Genomic DNA, 21,178 nt, shown 5'->3' on the forward strand with positions numbered 1-21,178 from the left:
CTTTACCTAATCCTTTAAATAATTATTGCGGGTATTGCTGCGATTCGTAATACTGAGACGTGTAGTACTGCTGTGGGTAGTAATAACCGTAATAGTTCTGCGGGTACTGCTGACTGCTGCAGTAACTCCTGTAATAATTGAGTGTGTTCTCGTCATTCAGAGGCCCAATTACGTAAATTCCACCAGGCTCCTTTATCTCATATATGAGCTTTATTGGCCTAATGGGCATCCACCTCATTTTCCTAATGAACATTATTCTGACCAAGCAGCCAAGGCCGTTATTAAATAGTGGTAATTCCCTGAGGGAAAGCATGATCACACCACTGGCCAGGTACTCCTCAACGCCAAACCTGCTGAGCTTATTCTCCTCACCGGTGGGTATCTCTGACGTCATTACCGTGGTCACGTCCTTAAGCCTCTTAAGCTGAAACACCAACTCCCTAAGGTACTCCCTAATCCAAATAACGTCCTGGTGACTCATTATTATTAACGGCGCGATTGGGTCAATGACGAGTCTCTTAACATCATACTTCTTAACCTGTTCAATAATCATCTTAGCCAAGTCCCTTGGGTCAAGGGTTATCTTCTCATCACGTGCATAAATCCTGAAGTAAGTCCTGAAATCAGCCATGATTAACTTACCGCTTTTTTTCATATGTATCAAGGTCCCAGCCAAGGGCATCACGGACACCCCTCTTAACGTCCTCTGATGGTTCATCGACGGTCACGTACATGCCCACCTCGCCAAGTTCGGCGCCCGTCCTTAGGAATGTTAGGCTAAATATAGTCTTCCCAGTACCAGCCTCACCAGCTATTAGGTAGACCTCACCTCTCTTGAACCCACCACCTAGTATGTATGTGTCCAGGTAGTTAATCCCGGTTAGTGCCTTGTCTTCATAGTAATAGTAGTAGTATGGGTATTGATCCTGCGGATACTGAACGGTTTGCGTATTGTAGGGATATTGATAATATGCCGTCGTATCGTTATAGTAATTACTTGATTGGTAATTTCCATAATAATCATAATAATTAGAGTTAGAGTAAGTATCCGAGTCTGAAGTAACCTGTCTCTTCATTGAATTCATATTATCCTGACAATTGTTATAAGAGTACTTATATATGTTGCGTTTCGTCAATGTTCCTTCGGCCTTACCTTGAGTTGAACATTGAACTTCTTCCTAATATTCTCGAGTTTAGGTAAGCCCTTGGAAATAACTACGCCTATATATGCATCAGGTACTTGAATTATTATTGACCCATCCTCACCCTTAATTATCGACACCTCCTCAGGGGGCACGTACTTCCTCAAAACCCTAATAATCCTACTAATCAACCTCTTATCACCAACGGCCTGGCTAACCCTACGCGACTTACTTATCGGCGTTACGAATATCTCCTCACCAAACACATAGATCTCATACTCAACCGTGTCGTTTATGAAGTCCTTAACAATAACCACAGGCCTTGCGAGATCCTCCTCACTCATGCCCTCAGGTACCTTAACCGTGAGCTCAAGGCTATACACCTTCTGAACCTCGCCATCCTTCATGAAGAGTACCGTGTCTATTATGGACGGGAGCATTCCAAGCTCGGTCCTACCTATAAACCTCTGTATCGCGTCTATAGGGCTTGTCGCATGGACGACACCAACCATACCAACGCCAGCCAGCCTAAGGTCTATGTATAATTGGAAGTCCGCAGTATCCCTCATCTCGTCAAATATCGTGAAGTCAGGCCTAGATAACAGTAGTAGGTCATGTATTTCCTCAGATGATGCGTACGTCTTCGATATTTGCGTTATCTCATTGGGAAGTATCATGTCTCTCGGCGACTCCACGGTCTTAACAATCTTACCAAGGCTCATGTAGTACTCAGCCAATGCCTGGGCGAAGGTCGTCTTACCAGCCCCTGGCGGACCAGCAATTAGTATTCCTTCAGCCTGCCTACTTAGCCTATCAAGAACCTTAGGATGAAGTGAGTACTCCTCAAGTCTCCTCTTAATCAATGGCTTAACGGCAGTTATCTCAATACCATCAGACACGGGGGGTAGTGCAACAACGATCCTATACTCACCGTGCTGAATTATCAATGAGTTCTCCCTCCTGATCTCAATCCTAGTACTACTATCAGCCATTAGTGATGCCGATATTAACTCCCTAACCATCCTCTCAAGATACTCCCTACTAAGTGGTTCATTGCCGAGGGGCACTAACTGCCAATTACCTGGCCTACCCTTCTTGGCGTATGGTATTGAGCCTCCTTCAGGTGAACAGACATTGTGTCATTATCGAAGAACTTCTCAATCTCCAGCTATCCTTATGTTGACCGATGAATAGGGTCTCAATGCCCATGGCCTTTGAGATCTCATAATTCATCTCATCACTAGTCACCAGGGTTGCACCCAATTCCCTCGCTAACTCCCTAACAATCTCATCAACCGAGTGCTGGTCAGGTCTCGGTATTGATTTAGGAAGTACTGATACGTACTCAATCCTTACATCCTCAAGGCCCAGCTTATTTATTGAGTCCGTTATGTAGTTCAACTCCCTAATACCAAGCCAACCCAATGCACCGCCAGCCCTGGCCTCGCTCTCGAACTTCCTAATTATCTCAGTATGAATCAATAATCTGCCCTTGATGCTACCCCTCAATATTGCCTCCTTTAGGCTTCCATCCAAGAACACCGATGTATCTGGTATGTAAATACTGCCTACTTGCATTCCGCTTATCGCTATGTAATCGATAGCAAGTACCCTTAATAAACACTTTTATTCATAATAAGCCAATTAATCATTACTAACGACGGTAACGCCATTAACATCAAGCACGGCCTTCAACACAGATCCTCCCGTGAGCTCTATGGCCTTCTCAACCTCAACCCTATCAGATAGCGCTATCATGCACCCACCACCGCCGGCACCCGTCAACTTCGAGCCGAGGGCACCAGCACTCCTGGCTGCATAAACCAACTCATTCAATTGCTTAGTTGATACACCGAGCGCGTCGAGTAATCCGTGATTAATATTCATTAGAGCGCCCATTAACTCTAGATCACCCTTCTCCAGGGCCTCCCTACCTCTTTTGGTGATTGTGCCTATTGACCTTATTATCGGCTCTATCACGTCTCTCATTGCCTCATACTTCCTCCTAACCATAGCCACCAAGTCCTTCGTCGTGCTCACCCTAGGCACGTACCCAATAATCAATGGTACATTAATACCGGGCCTTACTGGCTCCATTACCGCATTATTACCCTCGGGCCTCACATACATTATACCGCCGAAGGTTGCCATGGTTGTGTCCGTAGGGCTTGCGGAGCCCTGAACATCCCTCTCAACCTGCCACGCCAGGCGTGCTAACTCTCGCTTATCAATGTCATAACCCAATTCCCTTATGTATGCATATATTGTTGCGACGGCCACAGCAGCCGACGTACCCAACCCAGCACCCACGGGCATTTCGGACCGTATCTCCAGGTCAATACCCGATTTCTTATCGACATACTCCATGGCAAGTTCAACAGCTCTCTTAACATAACTCAATGCGGAGATTACCGCGCCGTAATCAGTCCTGCTATTACATCACCGTTCTCATTAATAGTTACGGAAATGCCCGCCAACTTCAAATCCCTAGCATTTATGTTGATCCTATTATCACTCCTGGCCCTTGCCGTGACGTAGACATACTTACTAATAGCCATTGCCAGGGCCGGCTCGCCATAAACGACAGCATGTTCCCCATACAATATCACCTTGCCCGGCGCCTTTACGGTAACCACAAGTAGTGATGAGTGGGTTTAGAAAATTAAGTTCTTCCACCGAACAGTCCCGAGCCACCGGGCTTACCGAGTTCAATAATTAAATTAGTTATGGTTCTACGCGCATCATTGAGTCCCCAAATTACCAGGATGTAACTAGGCACGGCTATGAATGCCCCAGTGAGTAATAAGTCACTACCAGCCAGGTAATTATGGAGAACCACGGCAATGGTTCCTAGGTATACTAATGCAAAACCAAGCATTAGGAAGATCGATGAGCGTCTAAGAATATTACTGTAATAACCCAGCCTATAAAGCGAAATAATAATCATGACCTGACCAATCGTACCCTCAACAACCCCTACCGCGTCAATTAAATTAACAATTAATTGATGAACCCTAATTGCGGCCATGATGTTCATCAACAGGGACAACAGGGATGCGAAGGCAATGATGAATACACCAACCAACCCAATATCATAATCCTTAGGGTCAGCCTTAACCAGTAGACCGAATCCCCACCTAAATATGATCATGTATAGGGCTAACGTAATTATTGATTCCACCGCATTACCCACGTATGTAAATACTGGCGACAAGTGAATAAGTAATCCCGTGAGTGCTATCATGGAAAATGTATAGAATATGGATATCACCAAATCTAATATTAGCCGGCTATGAGTGCGTCAATACCCCTAATGAGTAGGCTCAACCTATCAATAGTATCATTGCTCATCACTAAACATTACGGCGAGCCCTACTTAAATGAATCGCTATTAAACCCAATGATAGGATCAACGGCATTAGGAATAGGGACTCCGTACTAATTCTATAGAACTCACCAGTCAGGTAACTGCCGATTGTCTGCCCAATCAATTGAAACACAATTAATAGGCTCATCCCGTAACCCCTCCTATCGACCCCAATCCTACTACCCAACTCACTCTGTATTGCCGTAATAACTAACTGAACACCAACCTGAAGCATGAGTAGGTAACCCACGACTGGGTATACACCTTTAACCAACCCTATTGCGCTACCCACCGCGCTAATTATCGTGCCCAAGACAAACAATTTACTCCTATACCTATCAACATAGAATGTTAAGAATATCCCTATCACGATGTAAGCGGCGTACGAAAGGGATACTAAGTAACCCCAATAGACTGTGGCAAGTCCTAATTTGTAGATTACGTATATGGGTAGTAAGGTGTTAATGGGCATTACGGCAATGGATATTAACAATGCCGATACGTAAATCATCAGTAAATCGCCAGGTAAATTGGCAATACTAGTTAGTTGATTGTATGAGTGCAGGAGTTCCCTAAGGGTTACCTTACCAACCCTATTCCCCAGGGTCTCCTTAATTGTGAATTGCCTAATTACCGCAACAACCACGGAGATTATCGAGGAGATTAAATACGCAAGTCTAATGCCGAGCAGACCGTACTTATTGATTAAAAAGCCACCGAGAGGGGGCAAGACCAACCAGGGTATTTGGGGTAGTACTGAGGTAATTAATATACCGCTGGCGTACTTGTCCTGAGGCAGTGAATCCATGAGGATTGCGAGTAATGCGGGTTGGTAAAACGCTGCGGCCATGTTTAATGCGTAGAATACCGTGAGTAATTGCCAATTGGGTGCTATGACCATTAGGAATGACGTTACCGTAATCAACCAAGTCCCCACAACTATCGATAGTCTCCGTCCCAATGTATCGGTTAAGTACCCACCAGGTATTATTGTGATCAACTGCATTATTATAGCAATTGAGTACGCTAAGCCGATATCCACAGAGTTGGCACCTAACATCTTTAGGTAGATCGAGAAGTACGGTATTGTTATGGCATTACCAATTGCGTAAAGGAACCAGGTAAGCAGTAGTATCCCCACGTTACCTGTCACGTAGTACCTAATGTTTCTTCTTACATTACGCAATGAGAATCCCCTTCATGTTCATGGGGTTATACCGATTTTTAAAATATTATGAAATTAAGTGAATCAGTTATTTACCCATTCATCACTTGCTCAAGAGACCGTCGTCTCATCACAAAGGCTTAATAATCATCAAGGCTTAAAAGAGTTTAGGTTCTATGCTTTTATGGCAATATGTAGTAATGATCTTTAACTAATTCCCTTACGACCCTCTCATTGGCATATATTGGTATTACTATTGGTAAGGCGTATGGCGTTGGTACAACCATTAAATGAGACGTGTTCTTAGCATCGTATTGGTCAATAGTGGTATTTGTCTCCGTATTATTCATTGAGTAATCATTACCAACTGCCAATCTCCTTATCCACTTTGGTAATATCCTCATGTTCCTAATTATTGTTTTCATTCCCATCATACATTTTTCAGCATCTATGGAGGGTTTAAATACTTATATGGTGTGAAGGGTATACTTGCTATATAGCAAGTGTAGTGAAAAAAATTACTATATATGCTATATAATTTACGTAAAACTATATGCACGATATTTAAACATTTTTCATGAAACCTTAATCTCAACTATTGCACCTCGCAAACATACTAATTGGCAAATCCCGCAACCAACACATGCATTGGCATTAATAACTGGCTTCTTATCTAATTGAATGGCAGGGCAGTTAATCCTTAGGCAGTCACCGCAATTATCGCAGTACTCATCAACCACCTTAAACACGTACTTACCTAGGGAATCCATTAAAATACGTAATATGATAATACCACGTGAATTAGCAATGCCTAAGAGGTCCCGTAATGAGTTTAGGGGATTACCTGGGTCGTAATTTATAACCTGGTAATGAACACCAAACCGAGATAGGGTATTGATGACCTCATCGCACTCGCTCCCAATTAATGGGATTATGACGAGGTAATTACCATCGGTAATATCACGAAGCAAATCCCCCTGGCTCACTAATGAACATGGGTTAACCACGGCTATTAACCTGCCATAACCATAACCAGCCCTTAGAAATGCCAATAACGCCATTAATGGGTTAGTCACGAAGTCAATTAACTGGTCAAAACTTCTCGGTTCGAAGAATGTCGGTAGCATGTCGTAACTTGGCGTTAATCCTTCAGTACTGATTAAGTGTATATACGATGGGTCAACCACCACTATCGGCGCTTCCCCTAGCTCCTTATGCTTCGAAAGGAGCCACTCAATAATCATCAATGGGTCTCCTGCCCCTCGAAAAAAAGAGTTGCTGAATGGCACTATTGATTAAGTCACCATACCACTTATTAAGATCCTCCATCATAAGCCCATCAGCATTAACCTCCCTAGTCAGGTAATCCCCTGGGTCAACAACGTACTTTACGTTTATGGAATCCCTGGGCAATGGATTTATGTACAACGATAACACTATTGAATAGCCACTAAATTTATCAATATGGCTCTTAATAAATGGCCAGGCGGAACCTGATACTAACACGCCATCACCCTTCCCAATAATGGTTATGTTATCGCGGGACCTAACCCTAACCTCCCCAGGAACCTCCCTACGTATATTACCTAGCAGGCGATTGAGCCCCAACGCATTGGTTCGCCCCAATTCTTATTAAACGTGGGTTCTCTACGCCTAACCTTAATGTCCTGAACATCCTCAATCACATTTAACCAAGGACCTAACCTCACTACGTATGGTAGCTCAAAGGACTCACTATAATCACGGCTTTCCCCAACAGCCCTAATTAGGCTCTCCTGATCCCAAGGCTCTAGGCATGGTAAACCCACCAAGTTACAGAAGGGCCTTACGTCGTGGATGTCGTAGACGAACACTGCGAGTGAGCCCCTAATTCTAGTGGTGCTTAGGGATCCTAGGGAGTTTAGGAAGCCGACGTCATCGATTAATACTGCGACATCCCTAAACATGCTTGAGAGGACTTCGGCTTCGTTAATCGTACCCTCAGGATTCACCTTTACATTGAATACCCTATTCATTAGGTAGGAGCCCGTTATGAGTACCTCATTAAACGAGTTCCTCAGTATATCTGCAATTCTCATAATACTGCCCTTTACGTTAAACACCAACTTCGTTAGCGCTTCGCGATTTAAAAAAGTGTTATTTTTGTTATTGAATTGAAAGTTTTAATAAACCCTAAAAATACTAACTTTTTATCAATAAATATGGGTAGTATAGTGGGTGTGAGTTTCTGGAGTAAATTCACACGCTCACTATTAAGGAGGTATATAATCATAGCCTTAATAATTATGATTATCATACCACTAGCCGTTAAGGCTCAGGCTCCTGCCGTAAATAGTACACACTTTGTGATTTATGACCTGGCAAATGCCGGTCAAGCCTACGACCAAGAACTAGACAACTACCTAGAGCAGGGATACTCCACATATACGGGTCTTGGCATGAAGATGGCACCGCCATGCAGTGGAAATCAGTACACAGTATATGTGGTTTCTCAGGCTGAGCAGGCCAGTGAGGCTGGCGTGACTGAGTGGTATTATGAGTATAACCCAAGCACGGGCCAAATAATTAACGCCTGCATTGTTGAGATAAACATAAGCGCTGGCCTAAATCAAGAATGGCTAGAGCACACGGCATACCATGAGTTAGTTCATGTATCGCAATTAGCGTATTTGCAATACACAACGATGCCGCAGAATTATCCCTGGTACATCGAGGCTGATGCTGAGGGCACGGCAAGCTATTACACGAATCAATGCCCAATAGCCCAGGACTACTTTCAATACAACCAGTATGAGTATGACCCATACGACTACTCAGGAAAACCTATAATAAACATGTACTACTACTCAGCCTTTATTTACTGGCTGGTCGCTAACGGGATTGAACCAGCCACAATAGAGCAGAACGTATTCGCGGGAAGCGCCATCGTTAATTCATGGCTCGATAATTACTACATCCAATACTTACTCTCCATAGTCCATGGCCAGGACCTATGCGGTACAACATACTACCCAAGTTTCCAAACAATAAGCGTGAGCGGTAACACCTACTCATTTAGCATTAGTCTACAGGGACTAAGCGCGGAGTACTACGAAGTTCAGCTACCCGCCACGGGCACCATAGAGATTACCGCGAGTGGTGGTTCGGTCATTAGTAATATAGAGCTTAATTCAGCATTCTCGGTAACAAACACCACCCTATACATGGCTGTGGTCAACCCAACGACCAATAGCGAAACCGTTACATTGACAATAAGCTATACCCCAGGTATGATGGTTAAAATAGTTAGTGGAACCTACAACGTCATGAGGGGGTCACTGACCCTAGAACTCTACGTTACATATGGGACAGCCCCAGTTACGGGTACAATATACGTCAATGGCACAGCGATCAGCGCAAGTAATGGTTATGCGAGTATCACGTTGACGGGAATTACCTGGGGTACCTACACGGTCAATGTGACGTACGATAACTCAGCCGCACTTGCTCAGGTAACCCTTACGCAACCAACAATATCACTAATAACATCATCCACACTATACCTAACGAGTGATAGCTTCGGTTATTTAGTGTTTTCAATAAATAATCCCAACAATGTGATTCTCATAACCGATGTAATTGTCTCATCACCACCAAGTCCAACGAACCCCTTCAAACCAATGATCTATTTCCAACCAGGTAATGAAACCGTGACATTAAACCCAGGCACAAACACGGTCAAGGTTTATTTCTTCACCAATAGCACTGTGACGAGCGGGCAGGGCGATATTTACCTATACAATAGCCCAAGCACGGCAATAACACTCGGCTATAACGTGGTGCCAGCCCAAGTGGATATCTCTGATGCTACGTATTACATAAATGGTAATTACACGGTAATCAATGCATACGTTAGTGGGATAAGCTCAATTCAGTCTGTGGTAGCTGGCCTAAGCGGTGCGGTTTACGTTAATTACAGCACGTACACTATAACAGTACTCATAATAAACATAACACCGCCAACCATAGACTTGATTCCGAGCATCATAACCATCGCACCACACTGGGTCTTAGTCAACGCAACGATAGGGATCTACAGCCCAACAACCTGCCCAGGATATCCCGTAACCTATAGCGGTGAGTTCTACGTGAATAACAATTACGTGGGCAGCGCCACGGTGCAATGCGGTAAGGCCAAATTCATCTGGGGCGTGTTGAACTTAACGTACACGGGCAATAAACTAACGCTTACAATAAGCAATTCATCAATCACCACGAGCCTAGGTATTGTACCACCGAGAATTACCGTAATTGATTATCTATGGAATGTGACGGGCACCACTGAGTATGTGACGGTAGATCTAAGCGTAACTGGTCCTTATCAATACGTGGTTTTCAACCACGTACTGAGCAATTCAACGATAGAGGTCAATTATACCCTACCCATAAGTGAGGGCGTTCTGGTTATAAACACTGGGTTCAATAATATAACGATTTCAAGACCAACACCATCAATAAGCCTTGAATCACCTGCAATAACGGCGTACCCACACGTAATAAGCGTCACCATTAATATCACGATGCCACCAACACTCGCTTACGAAGGCCCATTAAACGTGTACATAAACGGGTCATTATACTCATCAATGATCATCAACTTACCACCAGGCAGGTCAAGCCTAGTTAACGTACTCGTTAAACCAATGATGCCAAGCATTTATGTAATCGATGTAGAACTTGGCACATGGTCATCTAGCAACATCACGGCAGCCAGCGTGGAGTTGCTCGGATTAAGCATACAGGCTGAGCCGCTGGTGCTTATTGGTCGTTATGAGACAATAAACATAACACTCAATGATTACCCACCAATAAGCCTCCCCATAAATGTCACACTCAATGGTTGCATTAATGAGACGATGGTGGTTACGGCAAATGCATCATTAAGCATGGCATTCAATGAGGAATGTAAGTTAAGCATTAATGCATCATCATATATACTGACAAGTGAGGCGGTTAGTTATTGGGATGACCTAAACCTATGGATAAACAACACAATTGGTTACTACGATGGCTACCCGTTACTGCTTAACGAGACAATAACCGCATACGCAACATTCAATAACGGCTCAAGGGTTCCAGCAACGGTTCTCATTAATGGTTCAAACACATTCACACCGCAGGCCTTAGGGCCGATTACAATCATGCTGAGCATCGAGTACCTAGGCATTACTAATGAGTCTGAAATTAATGCGTATGTTATACCGCCAACATACTTCGAAGCCGAGGAGATACTTAATGAATTGGGAAACCCACCATTCCTAAACACCACAATAGCCAACGCCATAAAAAGTGGTAATTGGGGATTGGTAAACGAAGTAGTCAGTGATTACCAATCATCATCAAGGTCCTACGACCCACTTGCCCAATTATCAAGGTACTTATTAACGCAGGCCATAGTGAATGGCGACATCAATAGGATAGGCTTGGTAAGCACCATACTAAGGTATGAAATCCTCATCTACGTAGTATTTACCGCGGTAATTACACTAATGATAATTGCGATATACAGAATAGTCAGGGCCAAGCGGTATAAATCATCCATGTAATAATTAATTATACCATCCATCATTTATTATGAAATGCCAAATTAATTCATCCTTTTGATTTTTTTATGGCGTCATGGTTTCAATTAAGGATTGTTTCATCAGTCCTTTTTAGGTATACGTTTTATTTCCATTATGTTGATTTATCGCTGGCGAATAATTTAACATTCTTAGTCCAAATACTGGTTAAGTCTAGAACAGGAATGCTATTGAATAGGAGTACTATGTTGTGCCGCTCAGCCTTTTAGGGATTTCGTACGGCCTCGTACCCTTCCAGAATTCCTCCTCGACTTCGCTTGGTAGGTCGTACTCCACGGGGTCCCTGACACCGTTTATCCTAAATGCCCACCTCCTCATATAGCAGGGCCCACACCTACCGCAGTGCTTCTCACCATTGTCGTAGCAACTCCAGGTTAGGTGAAGTGGTGCTCCAACTTCGAGACCGAGCTTCACAATCTCATGCTTAACCAGGTGCCCCACAGGCATTATCAACTCCACATGCTTATTAGGACCAACGGCGTAGGGCATAACCCTGTTAAGGAGCCTAATGAACTCCATCTCATTATCGGGGTAAGCGCCAGCCTCCTCCAGGTTAATCCCGGTGGCTATGTAATCAAAGCCGTAAGCCTCAGCGATGGCCGTGGCAAGGGCTATGAATACGAAGTTCCTAGCTGGAACCCACTCATGGGCAAACTCGGCACCCTCCCTACCCTCATCAACACGGTTAATCTCCCCATCACCCAGAAGTGGCGAGTGCCTAACGATCTTGAAGAAGTCCATGTTGACCTCAAGTAGTGGGACGCCGAGGAACTCGGCAATCCTCTTAATAGCCCTATCCTCCTGGGTCTCGGCCCTATGTCCGTAGTTAAAGTGAAGGAGCGTTACCTCATAGCCCTGCCTAAGCAGGTACGTGGCTGCCGTGGTTGAGTCAAGACCGCCGCTGGCTATTACGAGGACCCTCTTCCTCCTACCCTGCTCCTCATTCCTCAACGATACTGTGGACCAGGTACCGTCAATCCCAATTTCCACTACGGTGTAGGGCTCGACGCGCCTAATCACTGGCGTGTCCCAAATGGGTTTGTTAGAGTCGTCAATTAAGTAGTCATCTAGGCTTGCGAAGAATAGGGCCTTTAAGTCGCTATACCAGGCCATGTACAGTGGCTTAAAGTTCGTGGCGAGCCAAACCCTGCCAGGCCTGTGCGTATCCATTATTGCCAATGCATAGCTACCGACAACGTGGTTAACCAACACGTCCCTAAGCCCATTCAGTGATCCGTCCCATAGTCTTTCGAGTAGTGGCGGTAGTATTGCGGTGTCAATCCTGGACTTACGGGTCAGATTGAACTTAGTCTCTAACTCCTTGTCATTGGCTATTGTGCCGTTATGCGCCACAACCACGTGCTCACCAATCATTGGCTGTATATCGTCCTCAATCTTAACCCTCACATACTCCGTGGTCGGCTCAGCCTATTGTTGAATATCACAGCCACGGTATCCTCACCAATGATACTGGGTATCCTATTCACGGCGATGCTCGGCCTCTCCCTGCTCTTGAATACATTCAATTCACCATCTCTACTCAGGGCAACAATGCCAAAGCTGTCACGACCCCTCTCCTCACCCTTAACAATGACCATCCTCAAAACCTCCTCAATCCTCCTGGCCCTATCTACGTCCAACCTATCACCAAATATTAATACTCCACCAATCGTGCACATCCTGACCCAGGCGTTACCTGAATATTTAAGTCTTTATTTAAACCCCATAAGGATATGAAGCCTCGGTGTGTAATTAACACCGAGTTTTACAGCCATCGGCTTCGTAATGGTCTCATCCTTAGCAACGCACTCTTCACGTGTTGTGCACTGGCTCATTAAGTATACCCTATCGTGTGGTATATTGAATTTGTTCATGAACCAAAGAACCTCATTAGCATCCTCAGGTTTATCAATTACGAACTTAAATACGGCCTTACCACTAGTCACGAAGTCCCTAATAACCAATTCATTAATCCTAAGCCTAGCAGGAATCCTTGAATTAGATAGTTTAGGGGATACGTTGAACTCATCGACATATTTAATGAGCTCACCGGGCCTCAATGTGCCATTTGTTTCCACCTCAATGAAGAAGCCCTGAGAATGCAAGAGACTCAATAATGGGATTAACTCACGAAGCCACAGGAGTGGCTCACCACCAGTCACAACCAGGTGCCTCACGTCACCGCCAACCCTCATTATCGCGCTATAAACCTCATTAATGCTCATATTTATCCCACCAAACCATGAGTACTTCGTGTCGCACCACGAGCACCTTAAATTGCAATAAGCAGTCCTTAGGAAGACGGCTTCCTTACCCGCGTTTGGTCCCTCACCCTGCTTGGACCTAAATATTTCAATAATCCTCACGATTGACCGTAATGTCTAATTCCCATTTAAAAGGGTTTATTATTACTTTAAAACGGTAAAATAAATCGAATCCAATGATCATAAATTTACAATCCTTCGCTATCAGGGTTCCTGTGTAATTACTATTAAACGTTTAACTAAACATATTAACTGGTCCAGGGTAAGGCTTGTCAATGTTTGTGACGGATACGTTAATAGCTACGCCGGGGCCTACGGAAATACCCCACAGGATATTACTAGCATGGTGAGGCGAACTACAAACCCGGACCTGGACCCAGAGTTCTTTAGGCGTTATGATGAGGTTAGGTCAATGATTGCGGAGATGCTCGGTGCCAGGAAGGGTAATGTTATTGTGTGGGTTGGCGAGGCAATGAGTGGTCTCGAGGCTGCAGTGGCCAATCTGGTCAGGAATGGCGATAAGGTTGCAGTTTTAAGTAATGGCGTCTTTGGTGACGCTTCGCAGACTTAGTGAGGGCTTACGGTGGTGTCCCCATTATTCATAGGGTTGAGTATACGAAGATACTCGATCCTGACAAGGTGGTTCAATTCCTTAAGAGTGAGGCTAGGGATGCTAGGGTCGTTACCATGGTTCATTGCGAGACGCCTAGTGGAACGCTGAATAACCTCAGGGAGTTGGCCAGGGTGGTTAAGTCTGAGGGTAAGCTCCTCATTGTTGATGCCGTATCATCAATAGGCGGTGTGGAGATTGACGTTAAATGGGGCGTGGACATACTCATTGGCGGTAGTCAGAAAGTACTCAACCTACCATCTGGCTTGACAATACTCGCCGTGAGTGACGAGGCCTGGGAGGCCATGGAGAGGGTCGATTACAGGGGCTTCTACCTAAACATTAGGTTGTGGAGGGACGTGGTTGAGAAGATGGAGTTCCCATACACCCACAGCGAGCCATTAATCAATGGCTTGCTTGAATCTCTGAGGATGATTCATGAGGAGGGACTCGACAACGTCTATAGGAGACATAAGGCAGTGGCCAGGGGGTGTCATTAGGGCTGTGGAGGCCATGAACTTGAGGTTAGTCCCTGAGTCAGAGAGCTTCTCAAGCCCGACAGTCACTGCGTTCTACGTACAATGGGTTAAGTGACGTTAAGGTTATTGAGACGGCAAGGGGTTACGGCGCTTCATAGCGGGTTCATGGGGTCCATTGAGGGGTAAGGTGCTTAGGATTGGGCACATGGGCTATACCGCATCCATAAACGCAATGACTAACGCCATAGTTGCCCTGGCCAAGGCCCTAAATGACCTTGGATACCACGTCAAAATTGGTGACGCCATAGAGGCCTTCCTAGGCGGTGTTGGGGCATGAGGATCTTCGTTAGGGAGAGCACAGGCCTTGTGAGGGAGGTTGGCCCATTCAGGCTATTACTAATGAGCATGGGATATAACGGTTTTCTCATAATACCATTTGTTTACCTAGCTGGGCTTTACCTATATGGTGCAGGATCCATAGTATACGCGGCTTTGTTCATTTCATGGTTAGTATTCATACCAGGGGCGCTAATATGGTACTACATAACTAGGCAGTACCCAAGGACTGCTGGTGACTACGTATACTTTTCACGACTTAACCCACCCATTGGCTTCGCGGCTTGGTTCAATTTTACTATAGGTGAGATGCTCTATGACGCCGTTCTCGTGTACTTCGCAATAGCCCAACTGGGCACGGTAATGCAGGCGTTGAATAACCCCTTGGCGAGTGTCGTGCTTAACCCAAGGAATGAGTTCATATTAGCCGTAGTACTAATAACCGTGTTAATCCTGATTAACATAGTCTCCGCCAGGGCCGGGCTTACCATGTTCGCCGTAGTGTCTCTAGCGGCCTTAGCCACCTTCATCGCCTCGGCCATCTATGTACTAGCGCTACCGCACGGCATCATTGAGACTTCGCTCGGTACTGAGTACTTGAGGGCTGTGAATGAGGCTGGCAGGGTCTCGGTGACTGGTGGGCTGTATGGGTTGTTTGGCATGGTTGCCTTCACCACGGCGGTTTGGGCGTATGTGAATTACCCGGTGACTATAGGTGGTGAGATTAGGAGGGATAGGTTAACGGCAATACTCGGTGTCCTCGGTATGTTTGTCCTCGGTGGCTTATTCTTCGCAATATTCGTTATCGCATTTCTCAGGGGTTTTGGGTTAAGGTTCTTCATAGGGGCTAGTTACATGAATGCTAATGGGATTGATAATGGTTACATGCTTGTTAACCCCGGCGCTGACCTTGCCCTAATACACACGCCGATAGCCATCGCCTTAGCATACTCATCAGTCCTCTGGTACATAGCGCCCGTGACCGGAGTCATTATTCAAGTATCTAGATACTTACTCGCCTTCTCCATGGATAGGGCACTTCCGAGGGCCATATCTACGTGAGCCTGAGGACCCACTCTCCGGTAGCGGCTCACCTGGTTGATTTAGTCATCACCATAGTCCTAGTATACGTATTAATCCTAACGCCGCTAAGCTCCACACTACTCTATGCAATAGACCTAGACGCGCTGGTACTCCTAGTCTTCACGTTCATCGCATCGATGTTGTTGGCGTTGGTAATGCATGTTAGGGGCGTTACAAAGCTCGAAGTAAGTAGGAAAATCCTAGTCACGCTGGACCTTATATACTTAGTAGTCCTATTAATCTTCGCCTATTACTGGTTAACCCAACCGCAGTATTACTTATCGATTACAGGCAACCCACTACAGTTGTTAGCTGAGTCATCAATAATATTCGTAGTGGGCCTGGTCGTATTCGCAATCGCATCATATATTAGGAGTAAGGAGGGGATACCGTTAGCCTTGACGTATACTGAAATACCGCCTGAGTAATAGGTTTCATGGAATTGAAAATAACGAATATCAAGAATTAAACCTTAATTTCTTCCTCCCCTAGTTACGATATCTCTTACATGCATTGATTATTGAATTAATACTCAGTGCGGTGCAATAGAAAGTTATTGTGCCCATTGCAAATTCTAGTATTGATGCAACGAGGTAAGCCGTTGTTGAGATTCTTAATTATCCTATTAATCCCTGACGATGTGGTTATGTTTTGGTAAATAATTATTTAGGTAAGGCCCAGCTTTCCCTCCCTTCTTAGTCGTTTGTCGAATATCCTTACTAGTATTGCCGTGGCAATGAGTAAGGACACAACGGTGATTACTGAGTAAAGTACCTGGTAAGTAATTGGTATGGGGAGTTCTGGGTAACCCAGGGCTGCCTCACGCATTATTATGAATGGGTAGGCTATTGGTGAGTGCTCGTTAATTATCATTACGTACCTACTCGCCTCACTGGGTATTAACCCACCCAGGCTGGCATTAGGAATTGCATTATGTCTGTGATAACCCAGTTAGACCTGAGTCTAATCACGAGCATTGCGTATATAGTCGATATAAGCAATAACTGCAGCGAAGCAAGTATTATGGATAGTATGAGGAGTAGGGGATCCCTAACCTCAATGGTTATGCCGAAAACCACGTAGAAACTTAGCGCAAGTGCTGCAAGGTCGAGTAAGGTGTATATTGAGTATGCAATGCCCCACCCAATTATGTGAATGAATACGTTGTTTACCGCGGACATTACATTCTCGAGAATGTCCTCATAACCCTCCTCAATAATTCCACCACCAAAACCCCACAACCAACTTGAGTATAGTGCGAAGGCATATGCCGCCCAGAGGAATAGCTGAAGTATAAGTTTCCCCAGGGTGAGCACGCCGAAGCCCCTAAGTGTTAGTATGAAGAATGCGAGCCATAGTGGTGCGGTTATTATATTTATCATTATCGCCGATGGTTTAGAGAATAGTACGCGTAAACCCCTCCATACCTCAGTACTCAATTCCCTAAATACCTCGGCTCCTAAACCCTCTCTCGAGCCTGGCATATGAGGTCATGCCAAGTAGTAAGTAGATGACTGCCGAGGTTATTAAGTAAATAATGATGGTTGGTTCCTCATGACCTGTACTCTCCAAGTACATGGAGTAGAAGGTTATGTACATGGGCAGTGCATAGATTAATTCCTTAATCCACCAGGGCAGTACGTACACCGGGTATGTGGTGCCGGATAGTATTGTCAGTATTGGCGTTAATACATTGGTCACGGAATCGGCATCATTAAGTCTCATAACAAGACCAGCTATCAGTAATCCGATGCCGTAGAGGGGGAGAAGCCCTATGAATAGTAATAGGAGTGCCAACGCCAGTCTGAGGGCTCCGATTAATCCATACTCCACGTAGAATAGTGGTAGGGAGGCTATCGTGAAGGCGCCCACGTTGACCAGTATCATAACCAGTGACGTGCCAAGCAATATTACGTACATGCTTATCGGTGAAGCGAGTAAAAACTCGAGCCTACCACCCCTCTTCTCCTCCCATAGAAACCTAGCCCCAGTCTGCATCATGATCATGGATAGCATGAGGACCTCAAATCCAATGAACTGCCTAATGAATACCCCACTCGTCACCTTAACGAAGAATGATGCTATGAAGGCCATACCACCGGCGATGAAGTATGGAAGAATAATTAGCAATGCCAAACCACCCGGCTCCCTACTTATTATCTTCAACTCATTAACCATAACGGCAAATAATGCGTCTAAACTGCTTGACCTATTTACCTTCATTACCGACCACCCTGATGAACGCTTCCTCCAGGGAAGGCTCATTAATCCTAATCCTACTTATCCTAAAACCCCTTGTCTCAAAATCACTTATCACCCTACGAAGAGTCTCCACGGGGTTCGTGGTCTCCTCGCGTATGGTCTCCGCCAGACCATTAAGTTGAACCTCAACCTCAATAACGTACTTCAGTCCAAGCATGTCCTTAATATCCCTGGGCGACCCCTCGATAATCATCCTACCATTACTTATTATACCAACCCTATCACAAACCTCCTCAACCTCCCAAAGGTTATGACTCGTGAACAGGATCGCCTTACCCTCCCTCCTTAGTCTCCTTACCAAGTCCCTTACCTCCCTAGCCGATATTGGGTCGAGGCCTATTGTTGGCTCGTCAAGGAATATTACTGGTGGGTCGTGAATCAACGCCCTGGCTATTGCAAGCCTAGCCCTCATACCAAGTGAGTACTCCTCATACGGCCTATTCATGGCGTCCTCAAGACCAACGAGTCTCATTAACTCCCTAGCCTTACCTCAGCCACTGACTTGCTCAATCCGTAAAGCCTGCCGAAGTAGACGAGGTTTTCATACCCACTAAGCCTTGAGTAAAACCCCTTATCTGTATAGGACTAAGCCTATGATCCTCCTAACCATGCTCGCCTCCTTAACGACATCATGCCCATCAATCGCGGCATAACCATCATCAGGTATTAATAGGGTTGCGAGTATCTTAACCGTTGTTGTCTTACCAGCACCATTCGGGCCCAGTAATCCATACACCTCACTCCACCTAACCCTGAAGGATACTCCTCTTAGCGCTTCGACTATGATCTTCCTCCTCCTTATGAAGCCAATACGTTCATAACTAATGAACCTCTTCCTAAGGTTCGAAGCCACTATTGCGTCGTTCACACAGCCCCCAATACAGTAGCCTAGGTAATAAGGTTTTGCCGAGTATTGCCTTGATGAGGACTTAACAATTTCCGTTATTCAAAGGCATAAGGTTTATTAAGCCTAGTACTTTTATGGCCGTCGAATGAAGATTCCATTTTGCACGTTCTGCGTTAAGACAAGGGTGTTCTGCAATAAGTGCCAGTCGCTGCTTGATAGTGGGGAGTATTCAATGCTTGATGTTGATGTTAGTGATGCCCTGCTCAACATAGCCACTGGCAAGATGGAGGAGGTACTAAAGAATGTGGAGTATGTTAAGTCTTACGAGGTTGGTGACTTGGTCATAGTGGTGCTTAGGGGTATAAAGGCCATTCCACGGGTGATAGTTCAGCAGATTGAGCATGACCTGGAGAGGGCGTTGGGTAAGAGGGTTAGGGTTGTTGAGAAGGGCGTTAATGTTAATGAACTTGCCACTCAATTAGCGTCACCCGCCAGGATACTCACTGTATCCACGTCATGGTTGCCGGATGGCACGACGGAGACTGTTGTCAGGATAACAAGGAGTGAGCTTAAGAGGTTGCCATTTAGGCCGAGTGAGTTGGCTAAGGTTCTTAGTCAAATTAGTGGTACAAACATTAGGGTTGAGGTTACTAAGTAATTACTATTTTTAAATCCCCAAAATACCAAGTGGTCGTGAGTTTTCCAAGGAAGACCCACTGGACGAGGAACGTAACACCTGACTTGGATGGTAAGGAGGTTGTCCTGACAGGTTGGGTTTGGGATGTCAGGGACCTGGGCAATATAAAGTTCGTACTGCTTAGGGATAGGGAGGGCATTATACAATTAACGATAAAGAAAGACGTAGCCCCAGAGAGTGTTTGGTCATTAACCCAGTCGTTGGGTAAGGAGGATGCGATTGTGGTCAAGGGAATTGTTAAGGCGAGTAAAATAGCCAGGGCCGGCGTTGAGGTTTTTCCGAGCGAGATTCACGTCGTGGCCAAGTCAAAAGCATTGCCAATAGACATATGGGGCTCGGTGGAGACTGACCTAGATACTAGATTGAAGTATAGGTCCATCGACCTTAAGAGACCCATCAACTCACTGATCTTTAGGGTAGAGAGTGAGACTGTCCGTGCAATCCGCGAGGTGCTTTATAGCCGAGGATTCATTGAGGTATTTACGCCGAAGATCATTGTTACGAGTACGGAGGGTGGTGCCGAATTATTCGCAGTTCAGTACTTCGAGAGGGTTGCCTACCTGGCGCAGAGCCACAGTTGTATAAGGAGGAGTTAACGGCTAGTCTCGAGAGGATCTTTGAGATAGCACCCGCCTATAGGGCCGAGAAGCATAACACGAACTACCACTTGAATGAGTTCATATCCGTGGATATTGAGGAGGCCTTCGCTAACTATATAGATGTCATGGACGTGCTTGAGGACGTGATAATCAACGTCTATGACAAAATTAACAGGGCATTTAGTAGTGAATTGGCTAAGTACGGTATAGAGGTTAAGGTTCCGAAGAAGCCGTTTAGGAGAATTACGTATGATGAGGCATTGGATATACTGGGTAAGAGGGGTTTGAAGATTAATTGGGGTGATGACGTACCGAAGAATGGCTTAGAGGTACTAAGCGAGGAGTTTGGTGAGCCATTCTTCATAATACACTTCCCAACGGACCTAAGGGCATTCTACACAAAGCCGCTTGACTCAGATCCAAGGATCAGTGAGTCCTTCGACCTAGTGATTGGTGGTTTAGAAATAGCATCTGGCAGCAGTAGAATTCACGTTAAGGAGCAGTTAATAGAGGCTTTGAGGAAGAGGGGACTTAACCCTGAGAACTTCGAGAGCCACCTAATGGTTTATGACTATGGAATGCCGCCACACGCGGGTTGGGGCATGGGCCTGTACAGACTGCTTATGGTGATCATGAGGAGGGATAATATTCGTGAGGTCGTTCTATACCCAAGGGATAGGTTTAGGCTTGAACCATAGCCATATCA

19 protein-coding genes and 5 pseudogenes are annotated in these 21,178 nt (G+C 45.2%); 8 read left to right on the plus strand and 16 right to left on the minus strand.

Annotated elements, in window-relative coordinates; genetic code table 11:
• Positions 1-22: 22 nt before the first annotated feature.
• From JCM14467_RS05220 to JCM14467_RS16175, 10 genes and pseudogenes are all read right to left on the minus strand, one after another.
• A pseudogene (locus tag JCM14467_RS05220) lies at positions 23-1,076 on the minus strand (ATPase domain-containing protein).
• 56 nt (positions 1,077-1,132) lie between these two features.
• Positions 1,133-2,720, minus strand: a pseudogene (locus JCM14467_RS05225) (ATPase, T2SS/T4P/T4SS family).
• A gap of 66 nt (positions 2,721-2,786) precedes the next feature.
• Positions 2,787-3,542 (minus strand): mevalonate kinase, encoded by a 756-nt coding sequence (gene mvk, locus JCM14467_RS05230; RefSeq protein WP_252900799.1) that lies wholly within the window; start codon positions 3,540-3,542, stop codon positions 2,787-2,789.
• An 8-nt stretch (positions 3,543-3,550) separates the two neighbouring features.
• The gene (locus JCM14467_RS16160; protein ID WP_252900800.1) at positions 3,551-3,778 is read right to left on the minus strand and encodes a galactokinase family protein; all 228 of its coding nucleotides are present in this window, start codon (positions 3,776-3,778) and stop codon (positions 3,551-3,553) included.
• A gap of 26 nt (positions 3,779-3,804) precedes the next feature.
• Positions 3,805-4,413, minus strand: coding sequence for a hypothetical protein (locus tag JCM14467_RS05235; protein ID WP_252900801.1), 609 nt, complete (start codon positions 4,411-4,413; stop codon positions 3,805-3,807).
• Positions 4,414-4,495: 82 nt separating this feature from the next.
• Complete coding sequence (locus tag JCM14467_RS05240) at positions 4,496-5,695, minus strand: MFS transporter (RefSeq protein ID WP_054849394.1); 1,200 nt, start codon at positions 5,693-5,695, stop codon at positions 4,496-4,498.
• A gap of 161 nt (positions 5,696-5,856) precedes the next feature.
• Positions 5,857-6,108, minus strand: a complete 252-nt coding sequence (locus tag JCM14467_RS05245; RefSeq protein WP_054849395.1) for a hypothetical protein — start codon at positions 6,106-6,108, stop codon at positions 5,857-5,859.
• A gap of 141 nt (positions 6,109-6,249) precedes the next feature.
• Positions 6,250-6,918: an indolepyruvate ferredoxin oxidoreductase subunit alpha gene (locus tag JCM14467_RS16165; RefSeq protein ID WP_252900802.1), complete on the minus strand. Its 669-nt coding sequence runs from the start codon at positions 6,916-6,918 to the stop codon at positions 6,250-6,252.
• Entirely contained in the window at positions 6,908-7,282 is a 375-nt protein-coding gene (locus JCM14467_RS16170; RefSeq protein ID WP_252900803.1) for a hypothetical protein, read from the minus strand. Before JCM14467_RS16170 ends, JCM14467_RS16165 begins: the two co-directional genes overlap by 11 nt.
• Positions 7,261-7,776 (minus strand): hypothetical protein, encoded by a 516-nt coding sequence (locus tag JCM14467_RS16175; protein ID WP_252900804.1) that lies wholly within the window; start codon positions 7,774-7,776, stop codon positions 7,261-7,263. Before JCM14467_RS16175 ends, JCM14467_RS16170 begins: the two co-directional genes overlap by 22 nt.
• A 99-nt stretch (positions 7,777-7,875) precedes the next feature.
• On the opposite strand from JCM14467_RS16175, the gene JCM14467_RS05255 reads away from it, so the two are divergent.
• Positions 7,876-11,259 carry a hypothetical protein gene (locus JCM14467_RS05255; protein ID WP_054849396.1) on the plus strand — a complete coding sequence of 1,128 codons (3,384 nt, stop codon included), beginning with the start codon at positions 7,876-7,878 and terminating at the stop codon, positions 11,257-11,259.
• A 219-nt stretch (positions 11,260-11,478) separates the two neighbouring features.
• Here JCM14467_RS05255 and queC read toward each other — a convergent pair.
• A pseudogene (gene queC / locus JCM14467_RS05260) lies at positions 11,479-12,974 on the minus strand (7-cyano-7-deazaguanine synthase QueC).
• A gap of 33 nt (positions 12,975-13,007) precedes the next feature.
• Positions 13,008-13,661: a 7-carboxy-7-deazaguanine synthase QueE gene (locus tag JCM14467_RS05265; RefSeq protein WP_054849397.1), complete on the minus strand. Its 654-nt coding sequence runs from the start codon at positions 13,659-13,661 to the stop codon at positions 13,008-13,010.
• 241 nt (positions 13,662-13,902) lie between these two features.
• Between JCM14467_RS05265 and JCM14467_RS05270 the strand changes: the two genes are divergently transcribed.
• From JCM14467_RS05270 to JCM14467_RS05285, 5 genes are all read left to right on the plus strand, one after another.
• Positions 13,903-14,130 (plus strand): hypothetical protein, encoded by a 228-nt coding sequence (locus JCM14467_RS05270; protein WP_054849398.1) that lies wholly within the window; start codon positions 13,903-13,905, stop codon positions 14,128-14,130.
• Positions 14,130-14,669 carry a pyridoxal-phosphate-dependent aminotransferase family protein gene (locus JCM14467_RS05275; RefSeq protein ID WP_054849399.1) on the plus strand — a complete coding sequence of 180 codons (540 nt, stop codon included), beginning with the start codon at positions 14,130-14,132 and terminating at the stop codon, positions 14,667-14,669. The genes JCM14467_RS05270 and JCM14467_RS05275 overlap by 1 nt, the downstream gene beginning before the upstream one ends.
• 154 nt (positions 14,670-14,823) lie before the next feature.
• Complete coding sequence (locus JCM14467_RS16185; protein ID WP_252900807.1) at positions 14,824-14,985, plus strand: hypothetical protein; 162 nt, start codon at positions 14,824-14,826, stop codon at positions 14,983-14,985.
• On the plus strand, positions 14,982-16,046 hold the full coding sequence (locus JCM14467_RS05280) for an APC family permease (RefSeq protein WP_054849400.1): 1,065 nt from the start codon (positions 14,982-14,984) through the stop codon (positions 16,044-16,046). Before JCM14467_RS16185 ends, JCM14467_RS05280 begins: the two co-directional genes overlap by 4 nt.
• Positions 16,043-16,495, plus strand: a complete 453-nt coding sequence (locus JCM14467_RS05285) for a hypothetical protein (RefSeq protein ID WP_054849401.1) — start codon at positions 16,043-16,045, stop codon at positions 16,493-16,495. Before JCM14467_RS05280 ends, JCM14467_RS05285 begins: the two co-directional genes overlap by 4 nt.
• Before the next feature lie 238 nt (positions 16,496-16,733).
• On the opposite strand, the gene JCM14467_RS16190 is transcribed toward JCM14467_RS05285, so the two are convergent.
• From JCM14467_RS16190 to JCM14467_RS19400, 4 genes and pseudogenes are all read right to left on the minus strand, one after another.
• On the minus strand, positions 16,734-16,940 hold the full coding sequence (locus JCM14467_RS16190; RefSeq protein WP_252900808.1) for a hypothetical protein: 207 nt from the start codon (positions 16,938-16,940) through the stop codon (positions 16,734-16,736).
• Between the two features lie 26 nt (positions 16,941-16,966).
• On the minus strand, positions 16,967-17,551 hold the full coding sequence (locus JCM14467_RS05290) for a hypothetical protein (RefSeq protein WP_252900871.1): 585 nt from the start codon (positions 17,549-17,551) through the stop codon (positions 16,967-16,969).
• Complete coding sequence (locus tag JCM14467_RS05295) at positions 17,511-18,290, minus strand: ABC transporter permease (RefSeq protein ID WP_054849402.1); 780 nt, start codon at positions 18,288-18,290, stop codon at positions 17,511-17,513. The genes JCM14467_RS05290 and JCM14467_RS05295 overlap by 41 nt, the downstream gene beginning before the upstream one ends.
• Positions 18,277-19,197: pseudogene (locus JCM14467_RS19400) on the minus strand (ABC transporter ATP-binding protein). Before JCM14467_RS19400 ends, JCM14467_RS05295 begins: the two are co-directional and overlap by 14 nt.
• Before the next feature lie 124 nt (positions 19,198-19,321).
• Between JCM14467_RS19400 and JCM14467_RS05305 the strand changes: the two are divergent.
• Together JCM14467_RS05305 and aspS are read left to right on the plus strand one after the other, a co-directional pair.
• Positions 19,322-19,834, plus strand: coding sequence for a transcription elongation factor NusA (locus JCM14467_RS05305; RefSeq protein WP_054849403.1), 513 nt, complete (start codon positions 19,322-19,324; stop codon positions 19,832-19,834).
• Positions 19,835-19,869: 35 nt separating this feature from the next.
• Positions 19,870-21,170, plus strand: a pseudogene (aspS, locus tag JCM14467_RS05310) (aspartate--tRNA(Asn) ligase).
• The last annotated feature ends 8 nt before the right edge of the window (positions 21,171-21,178 follow it).

This window comes from Vulcanisaeta sp. JCM 14467 (assembly GCF_001316245.1).
GTDB lineage: Archaea > Thermoproteota > Thermoprotei > Thermoproteales > Thermocladiaceae > Vulcanisaeta.